Consider the following 26,342-nt stretch of genomic DNA (forward strand, 5'->3'; position numbering starts at 1 on the left):
AATATGGTTAATACTGCGTTACGGCGGAGGAAGCTGATTGGCTGATTTACCTTTCCAGTGCCCGCCTTTTTGCGCTTCTGGTCGAGCGTTGGGTTTAATCAAGCTAAATTCCCGCCAATATCCAGAAGTGGATATTCAAATTGAGACACTGGTGATCGTTCCTACTTGATGCGGGAAGCAGACTGGTTAGAGTGGGTATCTCATTGGCCTCGCACCGCGCAAGGCACGTGCCCCTTCAAGACGGATGATAACATGCGCAACCTATTTCTTTCGACCATTGCCCTGGCTGCTTTCACGGTCAGTCCTGCCGCCGCGCAGGAAACAGCGGCTCCGGAGAAGCCGGCGCTTGATATTGGCGCAGGCGGAAGGCCGGTTGGCGAGGCATGGTCGCGCAGTCCGGTCTATGCCCAGCATGGTATGGCGGCGACCGCCCATCCGCTGGCCAGCCAGATCGCTATCGATATTCTCAAAAAAGGTGGCTCTGCGGTCGATGCGGCGATTGCCGCCAATGCGGCGCTGGGCCTGATGGAGCCGACCGGCAACGGCATTGGCGGCGATCTGTTTGCCATCATCTGGGAACCGAAGACGCAGAAATTATATGGCCTGAACGGGTCGGGCAAAAGCCCGATGGGAACCAGCTACAAGCAGTTCATCAAGCAGCTCGAGGGTAGCAAGACGATTCCGCCATTCGGTCCGATGCCGATCACCGTTCCCGGGACGGTCGACGCCTGGTTCGAAATGCACGGCAAGTTCGGCAAGCTGAGCATGGCCGATATCCTTGCGCCGACCATTTCCTATGCCGAGGAAGGCCATCCGGTCGCGCCCGTGATCGGTCATTATCTCGAAAGAAATCTCGATCGGTTTGAACAGAGCCTCGATATGATCGGTGATTTCGACAATGCGCGGAACACCTATTTCAAGAATGGCGCACCCAAAGCGGGGGAGATTTTCAAAAACCCGGATCTCGCCAATACGCTGAGCAAAATCGCCACCGGCGGCCGCGATGCCTTTTACAAGGGTGACATTGCGAAAACCATCGACAGCTATTTCAAGCGGATTGGCGGCAATCTGCGTTACGAGGATTTCGCCGCGCACAGCAGCCTGTGGGTAGAACCCGGCTGTGTTACCTATCGCAAAGGCTATGAACTGTGCGAGCTGCCGCCAAACTCTCAGGGTTTCGCGGCGCTGCAAATGGCCAATATCCTCAAGAATGTCGACCTGACCCAATGGCCGCGGGGAAGCGCCGAGGTGCTGCATTATATCACCGAATCCAAACGCCTCGCCTTTGAGGATGTCGCGCGCTTTTACGCTGATCCGGATGTCTCCCCTGCCCCGCTGGATTGGCTGCTCTCGGACGCCTATGGCAAGGAGCGTTTCGCGCTGATCGATCCGGCGAAAGCCACGCCCGGCTTCGGCCCTGGCGAGCCCAAGCTCGAAGGCGAAGGCGACACGACCTATCTTACCGTTGCCGACAAGGACGGGATGATGGTGTCGCTGATCCAGTCAAACTATCGCGGCATGGGCAGCGGACTCGTTGCCGACGGCCTCGGCTTCATGTTTCAGGATCGCGGCGAACTCTATTCGCTCGATGCCAAGCACCCCAACGCCTATGCGCCGGGCAAGCGCCCGTTCCAGACGATCATTCCCGCCTTCATGAAGAAAGACGGCAAACCGTTCATGTCCTTTGGCCTGATGGGGGGCGGCATGCAGCCCCAGGGTCATGTCCAGGTGATGGTTAATCTGGTCGATTATGACATGAACCTGCAGGAAGCCGGCGATGCTGCGCGCCTGAACCATGACGGCGGCCGCCAGCCGACTGACGATCTGGCGGGAACCGAAGCCGATCTTCTGGGTATACTCTATGTCGAGCCGGGCATATCAACCGAAACCGTCGAGCGGCTCAAGTCCATGGGTCATGTTGTCAAAATCGTTGACGACGGCATTATGTTTGGCGGCTATCAGGCCATCACCCGTGACGCCGCAACCGGCGTCTACACGGGCGCAACCGAAATGCGCAAAGATGGTCAGGCGATTGGCTACTGACGCGACGTCAAGAATGCCTCACATCCGGAATGAATAGGAACCAGAATGCAAATATCCCGCCTCGCCCTGCTGCCACTATTGGCACTCGCCCAGCCCGCATCGGCCCAGATGGAAAATTTCAAGCCCGGACCGGTGTTCGCGGATTTCGGTCCGACCGCGCCGGTTCAGCAAAGCGAGCCGGTAGCGAAAGACGCGATATTCAAGATCAGTTTCGACGTTTCCACTGCTGCTGATCCGGACAAGATCAACCGCACGATCGAAAGCGCTGCCCGTTTCATCAACATGCACGTGGCTGCCGGCGTTCCGCAGGAGAACATCCATCTCGCTATCGTCGTCCATGGCGGAGCTTCCATCGACCTGACCAATCAGGAATTTTTCGCGGCGCACAAAGACGGCAAGGAGAATGCCAGTGCCGCCGCCATCGCGCAATTACAGCAACATGGCGTGGAATTTTACCTCTGCGGGCAAAGCGCGGCGGCCCACGGCATTACCAACGCCGATCTTCTCCCGGGCGTAAAAATGTCCCTCTCCGCGATGACCGCCCATGCTTTGCTGCAACAGCAAGGCTTCACCATCAATCCCTTCTGATCGGACAAGCAAGCCGAGATGTTGAAGGTCGCAAGTTACAATATTCACAAGGGCATAGGTACGGATCGAAGGCGCAACCCGCGCCGGATCATCGATGTGCTGAACGAAATCGATGCCGATATCATCGCACTGCAAGAGGCTGATCGCCGCTTTGGCGCGCGGGCAGCAGCCATTCCGACAAACCTGCTGGAAATGCACAGCGATTTTCGCGCCATTCCGCTCGACGTCCAGACCGATTCCATGGGCTGGCACGGCAATGCGATACTGGTGCGCAAATCCGCGACGGTGATCGCCCATGATATCATGCATATCCCCTGCCTCGAGCCGCGCGGTGCGATCATGGCGCATTTCGAACTGGCGGGCCAGCAGCTGGCGGTTTTCGGCATGCATCTTGACTTATCCGGCCTGTGGCGCAGACGACAGGCCGCTGCGATCATCAGGCTGGCACAGGAAAAGCAGAAAGATGTGCCGGTGCTGCTGATGGGTGATCTCAACGAATGGAGCGCCGCCGGCGGCTGCCTGAAGGATTTTGGCAAGGCGTTCGAGATGGTGGAATGCGGCCGGAGTTTTCATTCCCGCAGCCCGATCGCGACACTCGACCGGATCATGCACTCGGATGGCATACGGTCGTTCGAGGCGGGGGTCCACGACAGCCCTTCGGCGCGCAAGGCATCCGACCATTTACCGGTCTGGGCAAAAATCGCGGTCGACTGACATCTTGTTCCTTTTCGCCGAACCGTATACGTAACTCTACCTATGTCGCGTTCTGCAGTGGGCTGGTAGCGGCATTCCGACTAAACGGGGAAGGTCGTTATGGACAAATTATTGGTGAAAGCCGGCGGGTGGTTCCTGCTCGTATTTTTGGCATTCGTTGCGATGGTATTGGCGGTGGATGGAGGATTTGCCGTGCATATGGCGATCATCATGATCGCCTGCCTGATTGCGCTTTGGGTTACAGTCAGCAAGGCGGATTATGCCGCCATCGGGCGCGGGATATTGAAAGCGCCCGCCGATCCCGGCAAATATGACGACGATCCGATCCGCTGGGGGGTTATCGCCACCCTGTTCTGGGGCATGGCGGGTTTTGCCGTCGGACTGTTCATAGCTCTGCAGCTTGCCTTTCCGGTGCTCAATCTGGGTCTGGAATATACCACCTTCGGGCGTCTCCGCCCGCTTCACACATCTGCCGTTATTTTTGCTTTCGGAGGCAATGCGCTGATTGCGACGAGTTTCTACGTCGTCCAGCGCACTTGCAGGGCGAGGCTGGCCTTCCCCCGCCTCGCCCGTTTTGTTTTCTGGGGCTACCAGCTGTTCATCGTGCTGGCCGCCACCGGTTATCTGATGGGTGTCACCCAGTCGAGGGAATATGCCGAGCCCGAATGGTATGTCGATATCTGGCTCACCATCGTCTGGGTCAGCTATGCAGCCGTATTTATCGGCACGATCGTCAAACGCTCCGAGCCGCATATTTACGTCGCCAACTGGTTCTTCCTGGCGTTCATTCTAACCATAGCGATGCTGCATCTGGTCAATAACCTGGCCATGCCGGTCAGCCTGCTCGGGGGAAAAAGCTACAGCGCCTTTGCCGGTGTACAGGATGCCCTGACGCAATGGTGGTATGGCCATAACGCAGTCGGATTTTTCCTGACCGCCGGCTTCCTTGGCATGATGTATTATTTCGTGCCGAAACAGGCAGAACGGCCGGTCTACAGCTATCGCCTGTCGATCATCCACTTCTGGTCGCTGATCTTCCTCTATATCTGGGCCGGTCCACATCACCTTCATTATACCGCGCTGCCCGACTGGGCGCAGACGCTGGGCATGGTCTTCTCGATCGTCCTGTGGATGCCAAGCTGGGGCGGCATGATCAACGGCCTGATGACGCTGAACGGCGCATGGGACAAGATCCGCACCGATCCAATCATCCGGATGATGGTCCTCGCCCTCGCCTTTTACGGCATGAGCACCTTCGAAGGTCCGATGATGTCGATCAAGTCGGTCAACAGCCTGTCGCATTATACCGACTGGACCATCGGCCATGTGCACAGTGGTGCACTCGGCTGGAACGGCATGATCACCTTTGCCGCACTCTACTTCATGGTGCCGCGACTCTGGGGCAAGCCAAGACTGTACAGCCTGCGGATGGTGAACTGGCACTTCTGGCTCGCGACTATCGGTATCGTGCTCTACGTCGCTTCGATGTGGGTCGCCGGTATCATGCAGGGCCTGATGTGGCGCGAATATGGTGACGATGGCTATCTCGTCTACGCGTTCAGCGAAGTCGTCTCGGCAATGTTCCCGATGTATCTGATCCGCGCAGCGGGCGGCGTGCTCTATCTCGCAGGTGCTGCGGTCATGGTCTACAATGTCTGGATGACCATTGCAGGCAGGGTCCGCGATGAAAAGTCGATGACCGAAACGCCTTATGACCAATTCGCTGACAAGCCGCTCGTTGCGGCCCCGGCAGAGTGAGGGAGACAGGAACATGACCACACTCACGCAAAAGCATAAGAAAATCGAGCGCAGCATTACCTTGCTGGCGGTACTCTCTCTGGTCACCGTGGCGATCGGCGGGATCGTGGAAATCGCCCCGCTTTTCTGGATCGACAATACGGTCGAGAAAGTCGACGGGGTACGGCCTTACACCCCGCTGGAACTAGCCGGACGCAATATCTATGTCCGCGAAGGATGCTATTCCTGCCACAGCCAGATGATCCGGCCGTTCCGCGACGAAGTGGAGCGCTATGGTCATTATTCGCTGGCGGCGGAATCGATGTATGACCATCCGTTCCAATGGGGCTCCAAACGCACCGGGCCGGATCTCGCCCGGGTGGGCGGTCGCTATTCGGATGAATGGCATGTCCAGCATCTGACCGACCCGCGCGCTGTTGTACCGGAATCGATCATGCCGCCTTATGCTTTTCTAGCCGAAAAGAAGCTGAAAACAGGCGACATGACCGACCATTTGCGCGCCATGAAGCGGGTCGGCGTTCCCTATACCGAGGAAGCAATCGAGAAAGCGGACGAAGACCTGCAAACTCAGGCCGACCCGATGGCCAGTTCGACCGAACTCGAGAAACGCTATCCCAAGGTACAGGTCCGCGACTTTGACGGCAATCCGGACAAGCTCACCGAAATGGACGCTCTGGTCGCCTATTTGCAGATGATCGGCACATTGGTCGATTTCGAGGCGGGTGAAGCGCAGGAGCTGCCCCGATGAACTACGAAGCGCTGCGCCATTTCGCCGATAGCTGGGGGCTTTTGTTCATGACACTGGTTTTTCTGACCCTGGTCGGATGGACCTTTCGTCCCGGCGCCGGACGCAATCATGAAGAAGCCGCCCATATGATTTTTGACGAGGACAAGAATGATGTCGGATAAAAGACGCGTCGATCAACCGACCGGAACCGAAACCGTAGGCCATGAATGGGACGGCATCGAGGAACTCGACACGCCAATGCCACGCTGGTGGCTGCTGACGCTCTACGCCACGATCGTCTGGGCAATCGGTTATGTCATTCTCTATCCTGCGATACCGATGCTCAACTCGGCCAGCGAAGGCTTGCTCGGCTGGAGCAGCCGCGGCGATTATGAAATGCAGGTAGCGGAGCGGCAAAAGCAGCTCGAACCGATCCGGCAGGCTCTGGTTTCGACCGATATCCGCAAACTGAACGGCAGTCCCGAACTTATGCAACAGGCGATTGAAGGCGGCCGGTCGGCGTTCAAGGTCCATTGCGTGCAATGCCACGGCTCCGGTGCTGCGGGTTCCAAGGGCTATCCCAATCTCAATGACGATGACTGGCTCTGGGGCGGAGATCTCGAAACGATCGAATATACCTTGATCCACGGTATCCGTAATCCGGATCATGACCAGACCCGCTTCTCGCAAATGCCTGCTTTTGGCCGAGACGGTATATTGCAGCCGAATGAAATCCAGGATCTCGTCTCTTATGTCCGGCTTTTGTCCGGTCGTGAGAAGCAAAGCAAGGCGGCGACGCGTGGAGCGGCGTTGTTCGAAGCCAATTGCGCTGTCTGTCACGGCGTCGATGGCACCGGCGACCGCACTCAGGGCGCGCCTAATCTCACCGATGCGATCAGCCTCTACGGGCTTGACCGTGCTTCGCTTACCGACACGATCACCAATGCCCGCTACGGCGTGATGCCACGCTGGGGCCAGAGGCTTGATCCGGCAACGATCCGCATGCTCGCCGCCTATGTCCATTCTCTGGGCGGTGGCGAGACGCTACCCGCGCTGGAAAGCATCCAACAGGATACGATCGAACAGGTCACAAGCAATGAGCAATCCTAAAGAAATTCTCGATCCAGAACTGAAGCTCTATGAATCGCGCAAGAGTGTTTTTCCCAAGGCGGTCAATGGCACATTCCGGCGGCTGAAATGGGTGATCATGGCGATCACCCTCGCCATCTATTATGTCACGCCATGGATCCGCTGGGATCGCGGGCCTTACGCACCGAACCAGGCCGTATTGGTCGACCTTGCCAACCGGCGCTTTTACATGTTCGGCATCGAAATCTGGCCGCATGAATTTTACTATGTCGCCGGTATGCTGGTTATGGCGGGGATCGGGCTGTTTCTGGTCACCTCGGCTGTCGGTCGGGCATGGTGCGGCTATTCCTGCCCGCAAACCGTCTGGACCGACCTGTTTCAGCATGTCGAACGCGCGATTGACGGCGATCGCAACGCCCAGTTCCGGCTGCAGGATGCGCCCTGGGGACCAAAGAAGATTGGCAAGCGCCTGCTGAAATGGTCGATCTGGCTGTTCATCGGTTTCTGGACCGGTGGCGCCTGGATCATGTATTTTGCCGATGCGCCCACTCTGGTTGTCGACTTCTGGTCCGGCGAGGCCCCGTTTGTCGCCTATGCCACGGTCGCTGTGCTGACCCTGACGACTTTCATTTTCGGTGGTTTCATGCGCGAGCAGGTTTGCATCTATATGTGCCCATGGCCGCGCATCCAGACCGCGATGATGGATGAGAAATCGCTGACCGTTACCTATAAGGACTGGCGCGGCGAACCGCGTGGCAGCGTGAAAAAAGCGGAAGCCCAGCCGGGTAGCTTCGGCGACTGCATCGACTGCAATCAATGTGTGGCGGTGTGCCCGACCGGGATTGATATCCGCGAAGGACCGCAAATCGGCTGCATCACCTGCGCGCTTTGCATCGACGCCTGCGACAACGTGATGGATCAGGTCGGACGTCCGCGCGGACTGATCGACTATGCCACGCTGGAAGATGCCGAGCTGGAAAAGGCCGGCAAACCGCACAATCCGATCCTGAAAACGCTGTTTCGTCCCCGTACCATCCTCTATTCGACGATCTGGGGTGCGATCGGACTGGCAATGCTGTTTGCGGTGGGCAATCGCACCCGTATCGACATCAGCGCCAATCATGACCGCAACCCGGTCTATGTCCAGCTTGCCGACGGCCATGTCCGCAACAGTTACACGATTAATCTGCGCAATATGGAGGCCCGTCCGCGCGACATGGTCATCGGCATGACCGAACTTAAAGGTGCTGTGATGTGGTCCAACGCCGGATCGCGGGAAGGCGCGGGACAGACTCTGATAACCAAAGTCGCGCCCGATAGCATCGCAAGATTGCGGCTTTACGTTGCAGCCCCCGGCACAGGACCGGCACGGGAAGAATTCGCGCTGACGGTCACCGCTGCCGATGATCCCGAAGCAAAGGATGTCGACGAAGTATTTTTCGAAAGACCGGAGACAGGCGAATGAGCGAGAAAACTCCCGCGGTGAAGAAATTCACCGGCTATCATGCAACGGCGATCATCGTTGCCTTTTTCGCCGTGGTTGTCGTTGTCAATCTGGTCATGGCGCAATTTGCCCTGTCGACATTCAGCGGCACGGTCGTCGACAACAGCTATGTCGCGAGCCAGAAATATAATGACTGGCTGGAACAGGCGCGCAATCAGGAAGAGCACGGCTGGACGGTATCCCCAGCGCTTCGCAAGGCTGGCAAGGCGAGCATCGCGATCACGACAGGTGATGGCGCTCCCCTACAAGGAGCGACAATGGAGGCCATTGCAGAACATCCGATCGGTCAATCCGATCCGTTCGAGATCAGCTTCACCCAGGGAGCCTCGGGCGAATATCAGAGCGTGCAGCCCCTGCCCGAGGGCCGCTGGAAACTGAAGATCATCATCACTCAGGATGACAAGAACATGCGCGTGGTTCGGGACATCTGGTGAACGCCATCGCGCCTATCAGCGCCAGTCAGTCGCCGTCGATTGTATCCCGCTTTGCGGTGCCGGCAATCCGCTGCGCCGGTTGCATCTCGAAAATCGAGAACGGCCTGAGCGACGTGCCCGGCATAATTTCGTCGCGGGTCAATTTCTCGACCAAGCAAGTGGCAATAACCCATCTGCCGGAACTGGATGACGATCAGCTCAAGCGCAAGATCGAGACACTCGGTTTTGAAGCGCAGATTCTCGCCGACAATCCCTTGTCCGAAGAAAAGGGCAGCACCGACAAGCTGATCCGCGCGCTCGCCGTAGCCGGTTTCGGGATGATGAATATCATGCTGTTGTCGGTCAGCGTCTGGTCCGGCGCGACCGGCGTCACGCGCGATCTGTTCCACTGGCTTTCGGCGCTAATCGCCGTTCCGGTGATTGCCTATTCCGGGCGTCCGTTCTTCGCGTCTGCAGCGATGGCACTGCGCTACGGCCGGACCAATATGGACGTGCCGATCTCGATCGGCATATTGCTGGCAACCGGTCTCAGCCTTTATGAAACCGCCACTGGCGGTGCCCATGCCTATTTTGATGGCGCGGTGATGCTGTTGTTCTTCCTGCTCGCCGGGCGGGTTCTGGACGGCATGATGCGGGACCGCGCGCGCGAAGGCATCGGCGCGCTGCTGAAACAGACCGCGCCGGGCGCAATGGTGCTGGATGATGATGACAAAACCCGCTGGGTCGCGGCAAAGGACCTGCTTCCCGAAATGCGGATGATGGTTGCGGCCGGTGAAAGCCTCGCAGCAGACGGCGTTATAATATCGGGCTCAAGCAGTTTCGACTGTTCACTGATGACCGGTGAAAGCGAACCGCAGCCCCGGGGCAAGGGCGATATCGCGCTCGCCGGAACGCTGAATCTGTCATCTCCGGTCATAGTCCGGGTCACCGCCACCGGTGAAGATACCAGTGTTTCTGACATCGCCCGACTAATGGACGAGGCCGGACAGCATCGCTCTTTCTATGTCCGCGTCGCCGACCGGGCTGCCCGCTTCTATGCGCCAGCGGTTCACAGCCTCGCGCTACTCGCATTCGCCTATTGGATGTTTGCCGGTGCAGGCTGGCATCAATCCTTGCTCATCGCGGTCGCCGTGCTGATCATCACCTGCCCTTGCGCACTCGGCCTTGCGGTACCAGCAGCACAGGTGGTGGCTTCGGGAGCGCTGCTGCGCAAAGGCGTGATGGTCAAGGACGGCAGCGCACTGGAGCGTCTGGCAGACGTCGACTATGCGCTGTTCGACAAGACCGGCACCCTCACCCTCGGCCGGCCGACACCGGTCAATCTCGATGACTTGAGCCTCAGCCAAAAGCAAATCACGCTGGCGCTGGCACAAGCCAGCCGCCATCCGATCAGCAAGGGTATCCGCTCCGGATTGCTGGCGCTCGATATCGAACCCGCCGTTCTGGACGACATTCAGGAATTGCCCGGCGAAGGCATGACCGCAAACTGGGATGGTGTAAAAGTCATGCTCGGCAAGCCCGAGAAGTCCGAGGACCATTTGTCCAGCCAGCTAACCGTGGGCGGCGAGAGTGTCGTTCTGCAACTGCAAGATGAAATCCGGCCGGATGCTTCAGAAGCAATCGCAAAATTGCAGACGCTGGGATTGCCCGCTTCGATCATATCCGGTGACAATATCCGCTCGGTGTCGCTGGTTTCGCGCACTCTGGATATTCCCGGCCAGGCCGGTGCCTCGCCGCAGGACAAGGTCGAAGCGATCACCCGCCTGACGACAAGCGGGCACAAGGTGCTGATGGTTGGCGATGGCCTCAACGACGGCCCTGCCCTTGCCGCGGCCCATGTCTCGATTGCGCCGGGTTCCGCCAGCGATGTCGGCCAACAGGCCGCCGATGCCGTCTTTACCAGCGAATCGCTGATGCCGGTGGCACTGTCGATCAAGGTCGCGCGGCGCACCATGCAGATCGTCCACCAGAATTTCGCGCTTGCCATCGGCTATAATATCATCGCCGTACCGCTGGCGCTGACCGGCATGGTCACGCCGCTAATCGCGGCGATCGCCATGTCGCTTTCGTCGCTGATCGTTGTCGGCAACGCCCTGCGCCTCAACGGAGCGGCCAATTGAGCGGTCTGGCCATCCTGATACCGGTAGCCCTGCTGATGGGGCTTAGCGGTCTTGTGTTCTTTTTCTGGGCGATCCGCAACGACCAGTTCGACGATCTCGACGGCGCCGCCCAGCGGGTATTGATCGACGAGGACGAGGATGAGCCATCATGATAGGCCGGATCAGAGCATTCAGGCTCAGCCAGTTCGCGATCGCGGTGATTGCACTGCCGATGGCGGCCACGCCCTTGTCGGCAAGATCGGACGTGATGACGATCCAGCTATGCTCTGCCGATGGTGAGGTGCGAAATGTGTCGATTCCGGTCGAGCAGGAGGATGGCAAGAATGATTGCGCCAAGCCATGCCATGCCTGCCTGTCACGCAAGAAAACCCCGAAAAGCTGATATCAGCTATTTCGCCGGGATATCGTGATTCTCGCCAATTTCCGCCGCAAAGCCGATGCGCAAGGCCTCGGCCAGACTGCGCACCCGCAATTTTTCCATCATATTCGCGCGATATATCTCCACCGTGCGCGGTGAAATGCCGAGATCATAAGCGATGGTCTTGTTGGGCAGTCCGGCCAAAAGACCATCGAGCACATCCTGTTCCCTGCCGGTAAGACACGCCAGCCGGACTTTCGCTTCGGAAGCCGCCATTTCCTTCAAATTGCTGTCTTCCAGCCGCACGAAGGCCTCTTCCATAGCCGCGATCAGGGCTTCTTTCTCATAGGGCTTTTCGAGGAAGTTGACTGCCCCGGCCCGCATTGCCTGAACCGCGATTTCGATATCGCCATGGCCGGTCAGGATCACCACCGGCATATCGATACCGTCCTTGATCATCTGCTGCTGCACCTGCAGGCCGTCCATTTCCGGCATCCGCACATCGAGCAGCACACAGCCCCGCTCGGCGCCTTTCGCCAGTTTGAGAAAGTCGACGCCGGACTCGACCGGTTCGACTTTAAATCCGGCATGCCGCAACATGAATGCCGCCGATCGCCGGACGGAATCATCATCATCGACAATATAGACCAGCCGCTCACTGCTCATCATTCTGCTCCTGCTCCGCTTTTTCCAGCGTGATCCTGAATATCGTGCCCCCTTCAGGATTGGGTTCGACACGGATTGTTCCTCCGTGCGATTCTATGATCGTCCGGCATATGGACAGACCGAGCCCCATGCCGTCGCCCTTGGTGCTGGCAAAGGGATCGAAAATCCGTTCTCCCAGTTCCTGATCAATGCCTGTGCCGCTGTCCGATACGGCAATTTCCACCCGCCCATCATCAATCGATGTCACGCCGATATGCAGATTTTTCACGGCGCTGTCGGCCATTGCCTCGATCCCGTTACGCATCAGATTGACCATCACCTGCTGGATCTGCACGCGGTCGGCAAACACATGATCGGTATCGGGAGCGATATCGATCGAAAATTCGACGCCCCGTTCCTGCGCGCCGATCATCCCCAGCACGGTTGCATCCTCTACCACCTGAGCAATCGACAAAACCCGCCGGTTGATCTCGCCGCGCGAGACAAATTCCCGCAGCCGCCGGACAATCGTCCCTGCCCGCAGGCTCTCGGACACGCTTTCCTGCAGCGCTTCCCGGAAAAACTCCCGGTTCTCGCCCAAATCGCCATCCATCATGTCCCGGGCCGCCGACAGATAATTGGCGATCGCGGTCAATGGCTGGTTGATTTCATGGGCGAGCGAAGAAGCCAATGTGCCTACAGCACTCAGCCGCGAGGCGTGGGCCAGGTCCGCCTGCAGCGCCTGTAGCTCCGCTTCCGTCTGCTTTTTCTCGGTCAGATCGATGATGAAACCGGTAAAATAGCGTTCCTCACCAATTTTTGCTTCGCCGACTTCCAGCTGCAGCGGGAATGTCGTGCCGTCTTTTCGGCACCCGACAACGGTCCGGCCGATGCCGATAATCCGCTTTTCATCGGTCCGGATATAGCGCTCGATATAACCATCGTGCGCGGCCCGATAGGGCTCCGGCATCAGGATTTTGACATTCTGCCCGATGATCTCTTCTTGCTCATAGCCGAACATTTTTTCCGCTGTGGCGCTGAACGAACTGACCAGCCCGTCTTCATCAATCACCACCATGGCGTCGGGTATGGTCGTCAGGATCGATTTCAATATCGAATTGGCCTGATCCAGTTTGCCTTCGGTGTTCCTCAGCGCCGTCACATCCTGAAAAGACACCATGACGGCATCAATCTCGCCCTTCGGACTGGCCAAGGCAGCGATATTGCATTCTGCAAATATCAGCCGCCCGTCCGGAAGATGCAGGTGCACGTCGAACGGGTCAATGACGCTGTCTTCAAATGCGCGATCCATTGTTTTTTCGAACAGCGGGCGATGGTCGGGTGCCACACACGCCGCAGGCGCGCCTTCCGGCAGGTCTGCCAGACTGGTAACTCCGAATATCTTCAACCCGACCGCGCTGCAATTGATTGCCTGCAGGTTGCGATCGACTATCATGACGCAATTCGGGAGAGCGGATAGGGCAGAATCCGGATCGAATGCCCGGTTCGCGCCATGAACGATCGTTTTGCGCACCTGTTCTGTCTATCCCTCGACTGTCCATTCGCAGCTTGCGAACGGACAGACCCTACACAAAATGCGTGGATTGCCATAAGGAAATTTGATCTGTCTCTGGCGGCGCGCGTTCTCATTCAGTGCGAGACGACAAGTGGAATATCACAGCCTTTGAGCAGATTGCGCGTTACGCCGCCAAACAGGAATTCCCTTGCCCGGCTGTGCCCATAGGCACCCATGACGATATATTCCGCCTTCACATTTTTCGCTTCCGACACAAGCCTGACATCGACGGGCTGCTTGCCCGCCGACGGCGCGTGAATTTCGGATTTGATGCCATGATAGGCGAGATATTCCGACGCGGCGAGCTGCGGCAGATCGTGATCCTTGTCCTCCTCGACCGTCAGGATATGGACGTCGCTGGCCATTTTCAGCAAAGGCACCGCGGCACGCAACGCATTGCCGGCTTCGAAGCTGCCGTTCCAGGCAACCAGCGCAGGACCGCAGGCATCAAATTTCTTCACATCGTCGGGCTGGACCACGACCGGAGCCGTCGCGTTGAGCAATACGTCGCCCAATATTCCGAGCGGCAGCGCATTTTCCTTGTCGCCGCCGGCAGAGCTCAGGACAATGATATCGACCAGCGCCGAATTTTTCGACAGACCGCGCGCGGGATCGATATTTTCTTCGCGATAATCCCAGGAAACATCTTCGCCAGCCAGTCGCTTTTCGATCTCGGCGCGCAGCTTCCTGTCCTGCTCGCGCGCCATTTCGGTGACATCATACATAACCGACATGCCGGTTACGCCGTCAAAAGCGACTTGCGAATTATACGGATTTGCGCGCAGGCAATGGAGGTGGCCACCGAGCGAACGGGTTAGATCAAGCGCCGCCTGAAGCCGGGCCTCGAGGCCTGCGTCATCGGCAATATATAGCAGCACGGATTTCATAAACTGTCTCCTGTTCCCAAATCAGTCGCTTTGAAGAAATGTTGTTGGACGGAGCGTAGCGGGACCCAAACGGGGCCTGTATAAGGGTTTATACGGATAAAAGGCGTTTGATCAGTTCCCGGCCGCACCATGGGCCGCGATTCTCTTCAGCCAGCGGGTGCGATGCTTGTCGCTGCTGTCCACATTTCCGATCAGGGATGTGGTGACCGGAGCGATTCCAGTCAGCTTCAAAATATTGCGCTCGAAACTGCGGACGCTGTGCGAGGCGAAATAGGCGCGGTAGAAAAGCGCCGGCATGCCCATGCTGACAATCAGGCGCGCCGAGCGACCGCGCAGCAGCTTCTTTGGTAATTGCTTGCTGCCCTCTTCGCCATAGTCGAGAGCGAAATTGGGACGGAAGGCCTGCTCGATAAACGCCTTGAGCATCGCCGGCATATCGCCCATCCAGAGCGGATAATAGAAGACAATATGCTCTGCCCATTTGATCGCATCCTGCCCCGGCCTGACGGCTTCAGGCACATCCCCTTCAAGCCATTGCTTGCGGCTTTCGAGGATCGGGATATTCTGGCCGGCAAGCCGGATCACCCGTACATCATGACCGGCAGCGATGGCGGCGTCGGCATAAGCGGAAACGATGGCGTGACCGAAGCGACTGGGGCTTGGATCGGGATGACCATCGATTACCGCAATGCGTGTCATGGCGCTGATTCCTCAGTCTCTACGGCGTCAGGAGTCTGCCACTGGAACGCGGTGATCAATTCCATGATCGCCTCTTGCGCAGCGCTATCGATTTCCTGTGGATAGGAGGCCGTCAAGCGCGCGTCCCAGTAACCATAGTCCAGCGCGGTGACGCTGAAATGCCAGGGAACGGAATCCTTGTCTCCGTCAAAAATGCCTTGATAGCCGTCAATTTCGGGGCGTCCCGAGAGGAAATACTCCCCCTCCGAAACGACTGCCGCACTCGAATATTGGGCAAGCAGATCGGGTTTTACGATCTTGTAATGATCTTCAGCGTTCAACTCTTCGAGATGAATGATCGCGATTTTAATCTCGATTTCATGACCTTCGAAATCGCGCAGATAGCCAATCTCGAAATTATTGCCGGAGAAATCTGTTGTCATTTCACATTGGCGACGGAAGCCGGCGATGTCCGCCGGAAATATGAAGCCACTTTCCTCGTGAATGATAGCCCCGGGCTCCTTATAGGGCGCAAAAGGATCGAACAGCGGCGCAGAGCCGATCACACATTCCGCTGCGGCAGGACTGCTTGCAAGAGTCAGGGCCAGCGCAGCGGCTGACATAAATCCGGTCAATTTCAATTTCGTCAGCATATTATTTCCCCCTACGATCGGATTTTTCCGTCTATTCGTGACAGCTGATGACGCGAAACGGCAACTCGCTGCCATCGGTTTCGGTGATCGTCAGATATTCGCCGACTTTCAGCGGATGATCCTTCAGCCGGAAAATGCTTTCATCGTCGTCATCGCCGACTTTGTAGGAGAAGACCCATCCCTTGGGCGAAGCGATCACAACGCCGCTCTGATCGGCTTCCCCCGGCCAGAACCGACGCACGACAGGCCGTTTCTCAGCCTGTTTGAGCGCCTCCGGTTCAATGAAGCCTTCATCGGTCAAGGGAACGCGAAAGACATATGCATGGGCTGACGAGCCATTGGGATGGTCAGCGGTTCTTGCCAGTTCAAGGCGGATTGTTTTCCAGGTCATGCATCATGTCTGGACGAGTAAGATAGTCCGCGCGATACGCAATATTGCGTAGTCGGAGAGATGATTTACGCAGGAAGCGCGTGAATATGAACGTCGTGAGCAGAATGGGCGGACAGCAGTTCTACAGCCTTTGCCTCGTCCTTCTGATCCCACGTCCGCACCCAGAGCAACAGGCCGCCTTTTTCCAGCTGATCAGCAATATAATCGGCATGATGCTGCTTGATGAAACGCGCCAGAGCGACGCCAACAGCTGTACCTGTTCCGCCCAAGGCGAGCGCCGCCAGTGCCGCCGCCAGAGCGCCGCCCGATGCCACGAGCACAATCCCGGCAAAGGCGCCGACATAAAGCAGGCTGCCGATGACGGCCCCCTCTGCATCGCCGATCGTTTCGACCGGGACATAGGCTTTTGACATCGCCTCCGGATCATCCTCGATCTCCGCAACGGATTTGAAGCGGTGGCCGAGCTTTTCCTCGACGGCCGACACGGGCGCTAGCACGCTAATCTCCGCACGGTTGAATCCGTGGCTCAGCAGATCGTCAATCGCCGCCTGCAATTGCTTCTCGCTGTCGAATATGCCGACCGCTTCCCGAATCTCGGCTTTACTGGAGTCTTCCATCTTCATTTTCCTCAGCTGATATCGGTCAGGCGCAGATAGGGGCGCAGTTCATCCCATCCCTGCGGGAAGAGCGTTTTCGCTTCATCATCGGAGATCGACGGAGGAATAATGACCTTGCTGCCGGGACGCCAGTCTGCCGGTGTCGCTATGCGTTTCGCATCCGAGAGTTGCAGTGCGTCGATCACCCGCAATATCTCGTCAAAATTACGGCCGACGTTCATCGGATAGGTCATCGTCAGCCGGATTTTCTTCTCGGGATCGATGATGAATACGGAACGCACCGCCGCTGTATCACTCTCTTCCGGATGGATCATGTCATAGAGCTTGGCGACCTTGTGGTCCGGGTCTGCAACGATCGGGAATTCCAGGTTGGTATGCTGCGTCTCGTTGACATCGGCGATCCATTTCAGATGTTCGGCAGCCGTGTCCGTGGATAGCCCGAGCGGCTTCGTATTGCGCGCGGCAAACTTGTCCGCCAGTTGCGCCGTCCGGCCCATTTCGGTGGTGCATACCGGGGTAAAGTCGGCAGGGTGACTGAAAAAGAAGACCCAGCTGTCCCCTGCCCATTCATGGAAATTAATCGTTCCGACTGTGCTGTCTGTGGTAAAGTCTGGAGCGGTATCGCCAATATGTAATGACATCTCTGTGGTCCTTTGCAATTATCTCAACAATTGCCGTTTTATAGGCTTTGGCAGAACCCGAATAACTCCGTAAACCTACGTAAATCTGGCAATAGCAGGCTTTTCAGCCCGTATGATCGCGCAAGAAAAATCGGTAAACGCCCCCCTTTCCTACAACTAACCAAATAGGTTATATAACCCTTTCCAACCCGAAAGGAGATTCCCCCATGTTCAATATTCACGATATCGACAGGCTGATCGACAAGGTCATCATGCTTGAAGGCGATTTTTCCGATCATCCCGCCGATCGTGGCGGCCCCACGCGATGGGGCGTAACGGAGGCTGTCGCGCGGGCTCACGGCTATACCGGCGACATGCGCCATTTCCCCCGCGCACAAGCGGCGGTGATCTACAAACGCAAATATTGGCATCGCCCCGGCTTTGACCAGATCGCGAGATATGCACCGGATATAGCAGCCGAACTTTTCGACACCGGGATCAACATGGGAACCGGAACGGCGAGCGGCTTCCTGCAACGCGCGCTGAATGCGCTGAACCGCAATGGAGGCGACTTTCCCGATATTGCGGTTGATCGCGTGATTGGCGCGAAGACGGTGACTGCGTTGGACGCATTTCTCCGCAAGCGGGGACGCCAGGGGGAGACCGTGCTGCTTAAGGCGATCGAGGCCCTGCAGGGCGCCCGCTATATCAAACTCGCGGAAAACCGTCCTGCCAACGAGGCCTTCCTGTACGGCTGGCTGGCCAACCGGATCGGCTGATTTCCGCCAGAACCATCTTGCCTATAACAGTGTAAACTTTGCCAAGAACGGCCGAACTTTTCAGACTCTTTCTTAACTTCCCTTCCGCCGCAAAAACCCGTTCTTGGCCCCAACTTTGACAAAGTTTGAAATCCGACACACCGAAAGGAAACCAGAAAAATGTCCGTTCTCTCGACACTCATCGGCCCCGTAACCAAGATTATCGACAAGATCATTCCCGACAAGGAAGCGCGTGACCGGGCCAAGCTCGAACTGCTAAAACTGGAAGGCAGTCAGGAACTGGAAGAAGTCCGGGTGCAAATGTCAGCGATACTGGCAGAGGCGCAATCGGCCGATCCCTGGACCAGCCGGGCACGTCCAAGCTTCCTCTACGTCATGTATTTGCTGTTGCTCTGGTCTATCCCGATGGGACTGATCGCTGCATTCCGCCCAGAGGCGGCGCGCGACATTTCCGCTGGCATGAACGCCTATCTCTCCGGCATACCGGAGCCGCTCTATGCGCTCTTCGGCACCGGTTATCTGGGCTATACCGTCGCCAGACAGTGGGGAAAGATTCGTGGTTCAGAAAGCTGAGGGTGCGAAAATATCCTGTTGAAACAACCAATTTGTAGCCTTGAGCGTCCCAAAACCGGATGAATGGCTCAGAATATTGCAGATTAATGCAATATTTACGAAATAGGCTTGCCATGCCCGTATCTTTCCAGATAAAGGGAAAAGTCTAGTTCATCCAAAGGGGATATTTTAAATGACTACCGAAACCAACTTCCGCAAAATGCTCGCTGTAGCCGGCGGCCTCGCACTCGCTGTTCCTGCTCTTTCTGCATGTGCAGAACAGGCTGACGACGCTGCTGCTGTAGCTGAATGTGCTGCTGAAGAAGCAACATGTGCTGCTGAAGAAGCAACATGTGCTGCTGAAGAAGCAACATGTGCTGCTGAAGAAGCAACATGTGCTGCTGAAGGCGCTGCTGTTGATGCTGCTTGTGCAGCTGACGATGCCACTTGTGCAGCTGAAGAAGCTGTTACCGAGTAAGCACAGCTTATTTCGCATTGGAAAATGCATTAGAAAGGCTATTTGAGCTTACCGGCCAGATAGCTAAAGAGGGCGTCTCGCTAGTACCCAGAGTGGTACCGGCAGACGCCCCTTTCGTTCAATATCAACATTACCCCAAGGGGGATTGTATCGCGCCCGGCACCAAGTCGCGCTGGTTCTACCATGCGCACAAGCCGGAAGAACGCGAAGACGGCGAACATGGCCATTTTCACATGTTCCTGCCACTCGACATCTTCGATGATGTCGAACCTTATTATCAACCACCCGCAAAGCTGCCCAATGGCAAGAATACGCAAGGCGTCGTCCATTTCGGAGCGTTAAGTTTCGGGCTCGACGGCATGCCGCTCAGCTGGTTCACCACCAATTACTGGGTCACCTATGAATATATGATGCCGGCAGAAGCCATTGCTTCGCGACTGCGTCATTTCGACATGAGCGGAGCGCCGGGCGATCCGCTGGTCAACGACTGGCTCACCGCAGCCGTCCACCATTTTCATGACCCGATCATCGAAATGATGCGCAGGCGCGATGTCTTCCTGAAGGAGAAGAAACAGGAACTGGGGTCCGCCGTGTTCGCGGATAAAAAGGTCGAGATACTCTCCCGCCTTCCCTTTGATCTATAAAGTCAGAGCCTAGTGATCATGCCCCGGATTGGTGCGCTTCAGCTTGCGCATCAGGCCCGGCCAGATCAGATTGTCGCCCAACCCTCTCTGGAATGCGGGAGACGCTTGCTGAAACACGCGATGCCCCATGTCTTCACTATCCTCGTGTAGATGCTCTGCCCCGCCAACCGACTGCGCCAATATTTGCGTTTTGCAGGCATTTTCGAGGATATACATGCGCAGAAAGGCGATCGCACAATTCTCGCCGACGGTTAAGGTACCGTGGTTGCGCAGGATCAGCAGGTTGTTCTCGCCAAGGTCATTGATCAATCGGTCCCGCTCGTCGAGATCGAGCGCGATGCCTTCATAATCATGATAGGCAAGGTCATCATGGACCTGCATCGCAAATTGTGTGTAGCGGCGGAGGCCGGCCTTCTGCACCGATACGGCGATGCCATAGGGCGTGTGGACATGGATCACGCATCCCGCATCCTCTCGGGCGCTGTGGACCGCGCTGTGAATGGTGAAACCGGCGGGATTGATGAAATAGGGCGTGTCCTGCTTGATATTGCCCTCGAGATCGATCTTGACCAATGCCGATGCGGTCATCTCGTCAAACAGCACGCCATAGGGATTGATCAGGAACCGCTCCTCGCCGTCTTCATCGGGCAGCCGCGTGGAAATATGGGTGAACACCAGATCGGTCCAGGCGTGCATGGCACAGAGCCGATAGGTCGCAGCCAGATCGCAGCGCAGCTGCCATTCGACATCGGAGACCTTGCCTTTGAGACTGGGTATATCATGCGGGTCGGGGATCGAAAATCCGGGGCCAACGCCCATTGCGGATTCATTGGTCTGGATCGCGGTCGCCATGGTCAGTTCCTTTGCTTGCCTATTCGCCTTTGATGCAAATTGGCATGCATTGTCTGAATTGGCAACCAAACTATCGTACGGGTATCAATGTCATATCGCCCGTCGATCGCCTGATCTCGTGTGAGCTTTGGAGATGGAAGAGCGCCACTCCGCCCTGCCCCGTTCCCCGGATATCAGATGGCGCCACCGGCCATATTATATTGCTTGTCTGGTTCTTCGCAAATGACGCTGCCGGCCGCCGGCTTGTCGGCGAGAAGGTTGATGTTCGCCTGATCGAGCCAGTCGTCACAAACGCCCATAGCAGGTGTTATTTCGCAGAAACCGACATCGAAATAGATTTCGGTATTGGTCTTCTCCATTTCTCTCTGGATTTTTTCCGTCGCTTCCCGGGCTTTCTCTTCAACGGTGCATGTCAGGAGCACGGCGAATTGCGTCCCACCCAGACGGCCGATATAATCCGACCGCCGCAGCCGCCGGACCAGAGGCTGGATGATCGATCGTAATAATGCGTTGCCCGAGGGACGTCCGAAACGCTTGCTGACCATTTTATACAGGTCCACGTCAAAGATCACGAGCGTGCTCTTTATCCCCTGCCGTTCGTACAGGGACATTGCCTTTTGCACTTCTACCGAAAACCCGCTCCGTGTCAGAGCGCCAGTCAGCCGATCCTTTTCCGCTTGTTGACGCAATTCCAGTTCGTGAATAACCAGCTCTGCCAGCTGTTTCATCCGGTCGATTTTTTCGTCGCTATATTGTCTGGGGATAATATCGGCAGCACATAGCGTTCCGATATTATATCCGTCCGGCGTGACTAGCGGGACGCCGATATAGCTACGGAGAAAGGGGCTGTTGATAACAACAGGGTTCTCGCTAAAACGTTCATCCTGCAGAGTGTCCTCGACAATCGTCGGCCCCCGTTCAGCGATCGCGAAATCGCAAAAAGAAATATCTCTCGGGATATCAGTTGTCGCCGCGCCGGATTTGGATTTAAACCACAGCCGGTCTCCATCCATGAACGAAATCCCGGCGAAGGGGACGTCCAGAGCCATTTTCATCGCCATCGTAATATGGTCAAAACTGTCCTCTTCAGCCGTGTCCAGAATATCATACCGCTCCAAGGCAAATTGACGCGCAGCCTCAGCCTCGAACTGCGAGCGCTTTTCATTGCGCGATTTTCCATCCGATTTCGAGACCATAAGTTGACAGACGGTTAATCTCGCAAAAAACTAAGGGATATCCTCGAATATTTCTGGGACTGGCGCATGACTAGGCGCGAAAGGGAATTCATGGGTGCGACAAGTGGCCCCTCGCAAGCAGATTTTCGGGGAACCTCAGCCTATTTTTTGGACTTTCCCAAGACCTGGATCGGCTACCGCTTGTCGGCAATCGCCCAGCATATTTTGTCAACGCTGCCAATTCCCATCCATGCCGGGGAAATTTGGCCAAACTCTAAGGCTGTAGGAGATGTAAAATATCGCGGCCCACCAAACCGCCCAAGTTGACAATTTGACTGCAGAGTGGATAAGCTACAAGGCTACACTACCTCTCCCGGTGAATTGGCTAATTTCACGAATATACGCGTGTAATGGCGAGCAAGGGAAGAGACGAGTACGCCTGTTCTTTATTAAGGTAGTCAAGACTGGAGGACTCTAAAATTGCAGCGTAATAGCAATGAATAGTGTTAAAGCCGAATTAGATGAGCTTCGCTTGACGATAAAGCAGGCAAACGAGAAATTCGAAATTCTCGATAAACGGATTTCAAACTCCGGCGATCAGCCCGGCAACAATCAATTCACCAATGGCAAAGATCTGGACAGTGCTGATTTGATCGATCGGGCCGAGAAGTTTCTGGAATGGGGACGATTAAAGTCCGGCGCACTGGATACCGGAAACGGACTATTTACCGACTCTTGCTGGAATATGTGTCTCGACATATATCTCTGCGGCCTCAAAGACCAGCAGGTGACGGTTTCGGCAATCGCGCACAGCTCCGGCATCCCGATGACGACGGCAATGCGGTATATCAACGTCATGGCCGAACAGGGTTTGCTGCAGAAGTCTTCCAATCCGGCCGATCAGCGTATGGTCTTCGTTGCGGTTTCGGAGGAATGCCAAGCCAAGATAGAAAAGCTGTTGTCCAACGCTCCGTTCTGAGAACTCGGCAGACCATATCCCCGCCACATGTTCTCCAACCGCGTTCATCGACCCGCACTTTCGGTTTGATGACCGCTCCCTTCCATCACACCAGGCCTTGATAAGCGCTCGATATCGGCACCAATCAGCATGAATGTCGTTAATCCAGCAACGCCCCATTAACTTATATTTAACGTTCTCTGTCCATTTGGGACCTTACCAGGTGACGGTTCGACGATTGCGGGATCTTCGAACCACCCTTCTCCGGCGATTCGGAGATATGTGTGTATTGTTATCTGGGTAGTTGAATGACCGATTCAAAAATAGAGACATTGCTTGCTGCGAAGCTGATCGGCGACAGTCCGAAAATGCAACAGTTGCGCGCAATCGTCAACTTTGCCGGCCGCTGCAATAGCTCGATCATGATCACCGGCCCTTCGGGTAGCGGCAAGGAAGTCGTTGCCGAAGCCATTCACGCCATTTCAGACCGCAAAAACGCCCCCAATATTGCCGTCAATTGCGGTGCTCTACCTGAACAGCTGATCGAGTCCGAGCTTTTCGGTCACGAAAAAGGCAGCTTCACCGGCGCAGTAAGTCGGCACGTCGGCCTGTTTGAACAAGCCAGCAGTGGAACGATATTCCTTGACGAGATCGGTGACATGCCGATTGACATGCAGGTCAAACTGCTGCGCGTATTGGAAACCCGGATCGTCAACCGCGTGGGTGGCAATCGCGACATAGCTGTCGACATCAGAGTGATCACTGCGACGCATAAAAATCTCGCTGATTGCATCAAAAGCAAAGCCTTCCGCGAAGATCTCTACTATCGTCTTTGCGTTGTTCCGATTGAAGTGCCGGCACTCAACGAGCGCTCGGAAGACATTCCTGCTCTGGTTGCCCATTTCCTGAAAAACCAGGAAGACGGCCGCCCCCTCCCCATTTTTACCGCAGAAGCATTTGCCGCGATGCAAAATTACGATTGGCCGGGCAATGTGCGCGAATTGCGCAACGTCATTGAACGGGCCTGTGTTTTCTTTTCCGGAGAGCAGGTTGTCGCCGCAGACGTGGCCAAACTGATCCAATCAGATATCGCACCGGCCATTCCTGATGTTGCCGGCATGGCATCCGGTCAGTCCAGCAGCCGCGAGCAAGAACAACCTACTCCCTATCATGGCGCAGCGCCTTCGCCGGTCTTTGAACCCCGGGGGAATATTGTCCGTGACCTGAATGTCCATCTTCAGCACGAAGAACGCCGGATTATCATGGCAGCACTGGACGGATCGCACGGCGTGGTTTCTCGAGCGGCACGCTCGATCAACATCAAAAGAACCACGCTCATCGACAAGATGCGCAAGCATAATATCCACCAGCGAGCGGAAGAGCCTGTTGATTGCCGGATTGCAGTTTAACCGGGCAGATTGTCTATCAATTAAATGCGATGATTTTGGTCCAGGCTTTCTCGATTTCCAGGATCATCTCCCGCGCTGACTCGATACGCTCGACATATGCGTCCATTCCTTCCAGCTGAATGCGCTTTGCCGCCTCGTTATACATGACGCGCAAGGTCTGCGAAAGGTCTCCGGCTAGCTCGAAGTTCAATTCCTTGTCCAGACCGCTGAGAATATTACGTGCGCTCGCCCGATATTGAAAAACATGCATATCTTCGCCGCGGCGGGCGCTTTTGATGATCAGACCCAGCGTTTCACCGAGTTCTTCCAGAAGCCCTGCAACCCGACCATGAGGGTCTGCCGCTGAATCATTGCTTGTCTTCACAAAGTCTCTGGAACCGGAGGTTCGGTGATTGCGGCATGGGAACGTCATATTCGATTGCTTTCCAGATCAGTTTTCATGATTGTCAGAAGAAGAAAAGTGCTGGTCCACAATTGAAATTATAGCGCGTGGAATCTCGAGAGGCCGACGACAAGCCGGTAAAGAAATTTGCGACATCAGCTTCCGAACCCAACAAAAGATCATCTGCAAATTCTCCGAACAGGATAAACGTCCTCTGGATATTTTACGGCAGATGTGGCGATGGATTAAGGATTATGATCCGTTTGAATTCACGCCAGGCACGCACTGTCGACGGCGCATCGAGGCTCATCAGACATAGGCAAGTTCGCAAACATCGACGATTCCGCCGTTGATAATGACGATTGCATCACTGCGCACCGCTCGGACATTCATAAAGAGAGACTGGTCTTTTCATCGGCCTGGCCGGAACCTAATTCACCTCGCATCCCATTCAACAAAGCAGGACAGGCCAAAATTTCTGCCTGCTTCGCCGAATGCGACACGGGGTGACTAAGTATGGGAAGCCGGAACGAAGGGAAATGGGCCATCGCGGTAAACCAAGACGATATCCATAATGCCTTCAACCTCACCTCCTGCCTTGCTCATATCGGGGGATATTTGCATGGCAGAAGGCGAGCATTGATGGTGCGAGTGAATCATATCATCACCCGCCAGCAGATCAGCAAGTTCCCGAAATCTAGTGACCAGACTAAAATTCAGTTGTTTGCGGATCATTGTTATTCCCTCACGCTATCGGCTGAACGCCGGAACCGAAATTCCGTGTTCGCCTTCTACGTAGCAAGGGGCGTGCCAGTTTGATGGACGGCTATATCAGGCGGTAATTGTCGACAGGGTCGTCGGGAATCCATCACATCTGTCGAAAAACCGACATTTTCGATATTCGCTGTCGGGAAACTGACATATCCTGGCTTACAGCGTAGGTCTTGTTCTATCGGCGAAGACCATATGCGATACTCAGGCTGTTGTCATTGAGGCCTGAAGTTTCTCCAATGCGCGTTTTTTGATCTGGCAGATGCGCACGGCGGAAACATCAAGGATCGCCCCGATCTCGTCAAGCTGCAGTTCCTCGACGAAGTAGCAATTGAGCACAAGCTGCTCGCGCTTGTTTAGCAGCTTCAATTTCGAGGACAGCAATTCAGACATTTGAGACTTTTCCAGTTTCTCATGCTGATCATCCTCCTCATCGGTAAACCAGCTGCTTGAATCGCAGTAAATTTCATCGAGCGAACCCACGTGGACAGCGATCGCCCGGTCCGTATTCTTGCGGAATTCGCCCGGCTCCATATTCATCGCCAGCGCCAGTTCTGAATCAGTCGGTTCATGGCCGAGTTCCTGCAAAAGCTTCGCCCGGGACCGCCGGACTTTCTTATGCCAGTCGACTGATGTTCTGCGCAAATTGCAGGTAGATCTGAGGTCGTCAATCATGGCGCCGCGGACACGCACATAGAGATAGGTGCTGAAGCTATGTCCTTGATCTACATATTTTTTTGCCGCCTCTACCATTGCAACGAGACCGACCTGAATCAGATCCTCAATCTCCATCTGATCGGGTGCGAATGATTTTACCTGCCAGGCGATTTTCGTGACCAAAGACTGATTTTCTTCAATCAGTCTATTCTCGTCGATTTGCATTGCCCCATAAGCTTGCAATGTGCGGCTTTCTGTTTTCAACATATCATGTTCCCGACTG

At 55.9% G+C, this 26,342-nt stretch carries 32 protein-coding genes; 19 read left to right on the forward strand and 13 right to left on the reverse strand.

The window, feature by feature from the left end; genetic code table 11:
- The first annotated feature begins 37 nt into the window (after positions 1–37).
- The 13 genes from ACWFTY_RS12830 (at position 38) to ACWFTY_RS12890 (ending at position 11,359) form a co-directional block, all read left to right on the forward strand.
- Positions 38–169, forward strand: a complete 132-nt coding sequence (locus ACWFTY_RS12830; RefSeq protein ID WP_447524580.1) for a hypothetical protein — start codon at positions 38–40, stop codon at positions 167–169.
- Between the two features lie 83 nt (positions 170–252).
- Entirely contained in the window at positions 253–2,043 is a 1,791-nt protein-coding gene (ggt, locus tag ACWFTY_RS12835) for a gamma-glutamyltransferase (RefSeq protein WP_447524581.1), read from the forward strand.
- A gap of 45 nt (positions 2,044–2,088) precedes the next feature.
- Positions 2,089–2,631: a DsrE family protein gene (locus ACWFTY_RS12840; protein WP_447524582.1), complete on the forward strand. Its 543-nt coding sequence runs from the start codon at positions 2,089–2,091 to the stop codon at positions 2,629–2,631.
- Between the two features lie 18 nt (positions 2,632–2,649).
- Positions 2,650–3,345: an endonuclease/exonuclease/phosphatase family protein gene (locus ACWFTY_RS12845; RefSeq protein WP_447524583.1), complete on the forward strand. Its 696-nt coding sequence runs from the start codon at positions 2,650–2,652 to the stop codon at positions 3,343–3,345.
- A 99-nt stretch (positions 3,346–3,444) separates the two neighbouring features.
- The gene (ccoN, locus tag ACWFTY_RS12850) at positions 3,445–5,103 is read left to right on the forward strand and encodes a cytochrome-c oxidase, cbb3-type subunit I (protein ID WP_447524584.1); all 1,659 of its coding nucleotides are present in this window, start codon (positions 3,445–3,447) and stop codon (positions 5,101–5,103) included.
- 13 nt (positions 5,104–5,116) lie between these two features.
- Positions 5,117–5,851: a cytochrome-c oxidase, cbb3-type subunit II gene (gene ccoO / locus ACWFTY_RS12855; protein WP_447524585.1), complete on the forward strand. Its 735-nt coding sequence runs from the start codon at positions 5,117–5,119 to the stop codon at positions 5,849–5,851.
- Positions 5,848–6,012: a cbb3-type cytochrome c oxidase subunit 3 gene (locus ACWFTY_RS12860; protein WP_447524586.1), complete on the forward strand. Its 165-nt coding sequence runs from the start codon at positions 5,848–5,850 to the stop codon at positions 6,010–6,012. The genes ccoO and ACWFTY_RS12860 overlap by 4 nt, the downstream gene beginning before the upstream one ends.
- Positions 6,002–6,940, forward strand: coding sequence for a cytochrome-c oxidase, cbb3-type subunit III (gene ccoP, locus ACWFTY_RS12865; protein WP_447524587.1), 939 nt, complete (start codon positions 6,002–6,004; stop codon positions 6,938–6,940). The genes ACWFTY_RS12860 and ccoP overlap by 11 nt, the downstream gene beginning before the upstream one ends.
- Positions 6,927–8,384 carry a cytochrome c oxidase accessory protein CcoG gene (ccoG, locus tag ACWFTY_RS12870; RefSeq protein WP_447524588.1) on the forward strand — a complete coding sequence of 486 codons (1,458 nt, stop codon included), beginning with the start codon at positions 6,927–6,929 and terminating at the stop codon, positions 8,382–8,384. Before ccoP ends, ccoG begins: the two co-directional genes overlap by 14 nt.
- Positions 8,381–8,857: a FixH family protein gene (locus ACWFTY_RS12875; RefSeq protein WP_447524589.1), complete on the forward strand. Its 477-nt coding sequence runs from the start codon at positions 8,381–8,383 to the stop codon at positions 8,855–8,857. The genes ccoG and ACWFTY_RS12875 overlap by 4 nt, the downstream gene beginning before the upstream one ends.
- Positions 8,854–10,977 carry a heavy metal translocating P-type ATPase gene (locus ACWFTY_RS12880; RefSeq protein ID WP_447524590.1) on the forward strand — a complete coding sequence of 708 codons (2,124 nt, stop codon included), beginning with the start codon at positions 8,854–8,856 and terminating at the stop codon, positions 10,975–10,977. Before ACWFTY_RS12875 ends, ACWFTY_RS12880 begins: the two co-directional genes overlap by 4 nt.
- Positions 10,974–11,129 carry a cbb3-type cytochrome oxidase assembly protein CcoS gene (gene ccoS, locus ACWFTY_RS12885; protein WP_447524591.1) on the forward strand — a complete coding sequence of 52 codons (156 nt, stop codon included), beginning with the start codon at positions 10,974–10,976 and terminating at the stop codon, positions 11,127–11,129. The genes ACWFTY_RS12880 and ccoS overlap by 4 nt, the downstream gene beginning before the upstream one ends.
- Entirely contained in the window at positions 11,126–11,359 is a 234-nt protein-coding gene (locus ACWFTY_RS12890; protein WP_447524592.1) for a hypothetical protein, read from the forward strand. Before ccoS ends, ACWFTY_RS12890 begins: the two co-directional genes overlap by 4 nt.
- A 6-nt stretch (positions 11,360–11,365) precedes the next feature.
- Here ACWFTY_RS12890 and ACWFTY_RS12895 read toward each other — a convergent pair whose 3' ends face one another.
- The 8 genes from ACWFTY_RS12895 to ACWFTY_RS12930 form a co-directional block, all read right to left on the reverse strand.
- A complete protein-coding gene (locus tag ACWFTY_RS12895; protein WP_447526894.1) occupies positions 11,366–12,001 on the reverse strand; it encodes a response regulator transcription factor in 636 nt (211 codons plus the stop codon).
- A complete protein-coding gene (locus ACWFTY_RS12900) occupies positions 11,991–13,514 on the reverse strand; it encodes a PAS domain S-box protein (protein WP_447524593.1) in 1,524 nt (507 codons plus the stop codon). Before ACWFTY_RS12900 ends, ACWFTY_RS12895 begins: the two co-directional genes overlap by 11 nt.
- A gap of 116 nt (positions 13,515–13,630) precedes the next feature.
- A complete protein-coding gene (locus ACWFTY_RS12905; RefSeq protein WP_447524594.1) occupies positions 13,631–14,443 on the reverse strand; it encodes a universal stress protein in 813 nt (270 codons plus the stop codon).
- A 111-nt stretch (positions 14,444–14,554) separates the two neighbouring features.
- Positions 14,555–15,142, reverse strand: coding sequence for an NAD(P)H-dependent oxidoreductase (locus tag ACWFTY_RS12910; protein ID WP_447524595.1), 588 nt, complete (start codon positions 15,140–15,142; stop codon positions 14,555–14,557).
- Complete coding sequence (locus tag ACWFTY_RS12915; protein WP_447524596.1) at positions 15,139–15,774, reverse strand: hypothetical protein; 636 nt, start codon at positions 15,772–15,774, stop codon at positions 15,139–15,141. The genes ACWFTY_RS12910 and ACWFTY_RS12915 overlap by 4 nt, the downstream gene beginning before the upstream one ends.
- 31 nt (positions 15,775–15,805) lie before the next feature.
- Entirely contained in the window at positions 15,806–16,165 is a 360-nt protein-coding gene (locus ACWFTY_RS12920) for a hypothetical protein (protein WP_447524597.1), read from the reverse strand.
- A gap of 65 nt (positions 16,166–16,230) precedes the next feature.
- The gene (locus ACWFTY_RS12925; RefSeq protein WP_447524598.1) at positions 16,231–16,782 is read right to left on the reverse strand and encodes a hypothetical protein; all 552 of its coding nucleotides are present in this window, start codon (positions 16,780–16,782) and stop codon (positions 16,231–16,233) included.
- 11 nt (positions 16,783–16,793) lie between these two features.
- Positions 16,794–17,423: a peroxiredoxin gene (locus tag ACWFTY_RS12930; protein ID WP_447524599.1), complete on the reverse strand. Its 630-nt coding sequence runs from the start codon at positions 17,421–17,423 to the stop codon at positions 16,794–16,796.
- A 206-nt stretch (positions 17,424–17,629) separates the two neighbouring features.
- Between ACWFTY_RS12930 and ACWFTY_RS12935 the strand changes: the two genes are divergently transcribed.
- The 4 genes from ACWFTY_RS12935 to ACWFTY_RS12950 all read left to right on the forward strand — a co-directional run bounded on the left by ACWFTY_RS12935 (position 17,630) and on the right by ACWFTY_RS12950 (position 19,855).
- Entirely contained in the window at positions 17,630–18,181 is a 552-nt protein-coding gene (locus tag ACWFTY_RS12935; protein WP_447524600.1) for a glycoside hydrolase family 108 protein, read from the forward strand.
- A 159-nt stretch (positions 18,182–18,340) separates the two neighbouring features.
- Complete coding sequence (locus tag ACWFTY_RS12940) at positions 18,341–18,754, forward strand: holin family protein (RefSeq protein ID WP_447524601.1); 414 nt, start codon at positions 18,341–18,343, stop codon at positions 18,752–18,754.
- A gap of 172 nt (positions 18,755–18,926) precedes the next feature.
- The gene (locus ACWFTY_RS12945) at positions 18,927–19,211 is read left to right on the forward strand and encodes a hypothetical protein (protein WP_447524602.1); all 285 of its coding nucleotides are present in this window, start codon (positions 18,927–18,929) and stop codon (positions 19,209–19,211) included.
- A 17-nt stretch (positions 19,212–19,228) separates the two neighbouring features.
- Positions 19,229–19,855, forward strand: a complete 627-nt coding sequence (locus ACWFTY_RS12950; RefSeq protein ID WP_447524603.1) for a DUF6969 family protein — start codon at positions 19,229–19,231, stop codon at positions 19,853–19,855.
- A 9-nt stretch (positions 19,856–19,864) separates the two neighbouring features.
- Here the strand turns inward: ACWFTY_RS12950 and ACWFTY_RS12955 are convergent, their stop codons facing one another.
- Complete coding sequence (locus ACWFTY_RS12955; protein WP_447524604.1) at positions 19,865–20,707, reverse strand: class II aldolase/adducin family protein; 843 nt, start codon at positions 20,705–20,707, stop codon at positions 19,865–19,867.
- Between the two features lie 173 nt (positions 20,708–20,880).
- Positions 20,881–21,903 (reverse strand): sensor domain-containing diguanylate cyclase, encoded by a 1,023-nt coding sequence (locus ACWFTY_RS12960; RefSeq protein WP_447524605.1) that lies wholly within the window; start codon positions 21,901–21,903, stop codon positions 20,881–20,883.
- 511 nt (positions 21,904–22,414) lie between these two features.
- Between ACWFTY_RS12960 and ACWFTY_RS12965 the strand changes: the two genes are divergently transcribed.
- Together ACWFTY_RS12965 and ACWFTY_RS12970 are read left to right on the forward strand one after the other, a co-directional pair.
- On the forward strand, positions 22,415–22,861 hold the full coding sequence (locus ACWFTY_RS12965; protein WP_447524606.1) for a helix-turn-helix domain-containing protein: 447 nt from the start codon (positions 22,415–22,417) through the stop codon (positions 22,859–22,861).
- Positions 22,862–23,148: 287 nt separating this feature from the next.
- A complete protein-coding gene (locus tag ACWFTY_RS12970; RefSeq protein WP_447524607.1) occupies positions 23,149–24,249 on the forward strand; it encodes a sigma-54 interaction domain-containing protein in 1,101 nt (366 codons plus the stop codon).
- A 16-nt stretch (positions 24,250–24,265) separates the two neighbouring features.
- On the opposite strand, the gene ACWFTY_RS12975 is transcribed toward ACWFTY_RS12970, so the two are convergent.
- The 3 genes from ACWFTY_RS12975 to ACWFTY_RS12985 form a co-directional block, all read right to left on the reverse strand.
- Complete coding sequence (locus ACWFTY_RS12975; RefSeq protein WP_447524608.1) at positions 24,266–24,613, reverse strand: flagellar protein FliS; 348 nt, start codon at positions 24,611–24,613, stop codon at positions 24,266–24,268.
- 528 nt (positions 24,614–25,141) lie between these two features.
- Positions 25,142–25,366, reverse strand: a complete 225-nt coding sequence (locus tag ACWFTY_RS12980; protein ID WP_447524609.1) for a hypothetical protein — start codon at positions 25,364–25,366, stop codon at positions 25,142–25,144.
- A gap of 240 nt (positions 25,367–25,606) precedes the next feature.
- Positions 25,607–26,326, reverse strand: coding sequence for a sigma-70 family RNA polymerase sigma factor (locus ACWFTY_RS12985; RefSeq protein ID WP_447524610.1), 720 nt, complete (start codon positions 26,324–26,326; stop codon positions 25,607–25,609).
- Between the last annotated feature and the right edge of the window lie 16 nt (positions 26,327–26,342).

It is taken from the genome of Parasphingorhabdus sp. NYA22, assembly GCF_976973735.1.

What these genes read in the sequence shown, in the direction of transcription:
- ACWFTY_RS12945 (WP_447524602.1), top strand. Translation starts at nt 18,927, where the DNA reads ATGACTACCGAAACCAACTTCCGCAAAATGCTCGCTGTAGCCGGCGGC.
- ccoN (WP_447524584.1), top strand. Translation starts at nt 3,445, where the DNA reads ATGGACAAATTATTGGTGAAAGCCGGCGGGTGGTTCCTGCTCGTATTT.
- ACWFTY_RS12955 (WP_447524604.1), bottom strand. Translation starts at nt 20,707, where the DNA reads ATGGCGACCGCGATCCAGACCAATGAATCCGCAATGGGCGTTGGCCCC.
- ACWFTY_RS12915 (WP_447524596.1), bottom strand. Translation starts at nt 15,774, where the DNA reads ATGCTGACGAAATTGAAATTGACCGGATTTATGTCAGCCGCTGCGCTG.
- ACWFTY_RS12910 (WP_447524595.1), bottom strand. Translation starts at nt 15,142, where the DNA reads ATGACACGCATTGCGGTAATCGATGGTCATCCCGATCCAAGCCCCAGT.
- ACWFTY_RS12940 (WP_447524601.1), top strand. Translation starts at nt 18,341, where the DNA reads ATGTCCGTTCTCTCGACACTCATCGGCCCCGTAACCAAGATTATCGAC.
- ACWFTY_RS12935 (WP_447524600.1), top strand. Translation starts at nt 17,630, where the DNA reads ATGTTCAATATTCACGATATCGACAGGCTGATCGACAAGGTCATCATG.
- ACWFTY_RS12930 (WP_447524599.1), bottom strand. Translation starts at nt 17,423, where the DNA reads ATGTCATTACATATTGGCGATACCGCTCCAGACTTTACCACAGACAGC.
- ACWFTY_RS12875 (WP_447524589.1), top strand. Translation starts at nt 8,381, where the DNA reads ATGAGCGAGAAAACTCCCGCGGTGAAGAAATTCACCGGCTATCATGCA.
- ACWFTY_RS12905 (WP_447524594.1), bottom strand. Translation starts at nt 14,443, where the DNA reads ATGAAATCCGTGCTGCTATATATTGCCGATGACGCAGGCCTCGAGGCC.
- ACWFTY_RS12985 (WP_447524610.1), bottom strand. Translation starts at nt 26,326, where the DNA reads ATGTTGAAAACAGAAAGCCGCACATTGCAAGCTTATGGGGCAATGCAA.
- ccoO (WP_447524585.1), top strand. Translation starts at nt 5,117, where the DNA reads ATGACCACACTCACGCAAAAGCATAAGAAAATCGAGCGCAGCATTACC.
- ACWFTY_RS12895 (WP_447526894.1), bottom strand. Translation starts at nt 12,001, where the DNA reads ATGAGCAGTGAGCGGCTGGTCTATATTGTCGATGATGATGATTCCGTC.
- ACWFTY_RS12860 (WP_447524586.1), top strand. Translation starts at nt 5,848, where the DNA reads ATGAACTACGAAGCGCTGCGCCATTTCGCCGATAGCTGGGGGCTTTTG.
- ACWFTY_RS12960 (WP_447524605.1), bottom strand. Translation starts at nt 21,903, where the DNA reads ATGGTCTCGAAATCGGATGGAAAATCGCGCAATGAAAAGCGCTCGCAG.
- ACWFTY_RS12970 (WP_447524607.1), top strand. Translation starts at nt 23,149, where the DNA reads ATGACCGATTCAAAAATAGAGACATTGCTTGCTGCGAAGCTGATCGGC.
- ACWFTY_RS12925 (WP_447524598.1), bottom strand. Translation starts at nt 16,782, where the DNA reads ATGGAAGACTCCAGTAAAGCCGAGATTCGGGAAGCGGTCGGCATATTC.
- ACWFTY_RS12845 (WP_447524583.1), top strand. Translation starts at nt 2,650, where the DNA reads ATGTTGAAGGTCGCAAGTTACAATATTCACAAGGGCATAGGTACGGAT.
- ggt (WP_447524581.1), top strand. Translation starts at nt 253, where the DNA reads ATGCGCAACCTATTTCTTTCGACCATTGCCCTGGCTGCTTTCACGGTC.
- ACWFTY_RS12840 (WP_447524582.1), top strand. Translation starts at nt 2,089, where the DNA reads ATGCAAATATCCCGCCTCGCCCTGCTGCCACTATTGGCACTCGCCCAG.
- ACWFTY_RS12980 (WP_447524609.1), bottom strand. Translation starts at nt 25,366, where the DNA reads ATGATCCGCAAACAACTGAATTTTAGTCTGGTCACTAGATTTCGGGAA.
- ACWFTY_RS12890 (WP_447524592.1), top strand. Translation starts at nt 11,126, where the DNA reads ATGATAGGCCGGATCAGAGCATTCAGGCTCAGCCAGTTCGCGATCGCG.
- ccoG (WP_447524588.1), top strand. Translation starts at nt 6,927, where the DNA reads ATGAGCAATCCTAAAGAAATTCTCGATCCAGAACTGAAGCTCTATGAA.
- ACWFTY_RS12920 (WP_447524597.1), bottom strand. Translation starts at nt 16,165, where the DNA reads ATGACCTGGAAAACAATCCGCCTTGAACTGGCAAGAACCGCTGACCAT.
- ccoP (WP_447524587.1), top strand. Translation starts at nt 6,002, where the DNA reads ATGTCGGATAAAAGACGCGTCGATCAACCGACCGGAACCGAAACCGTA.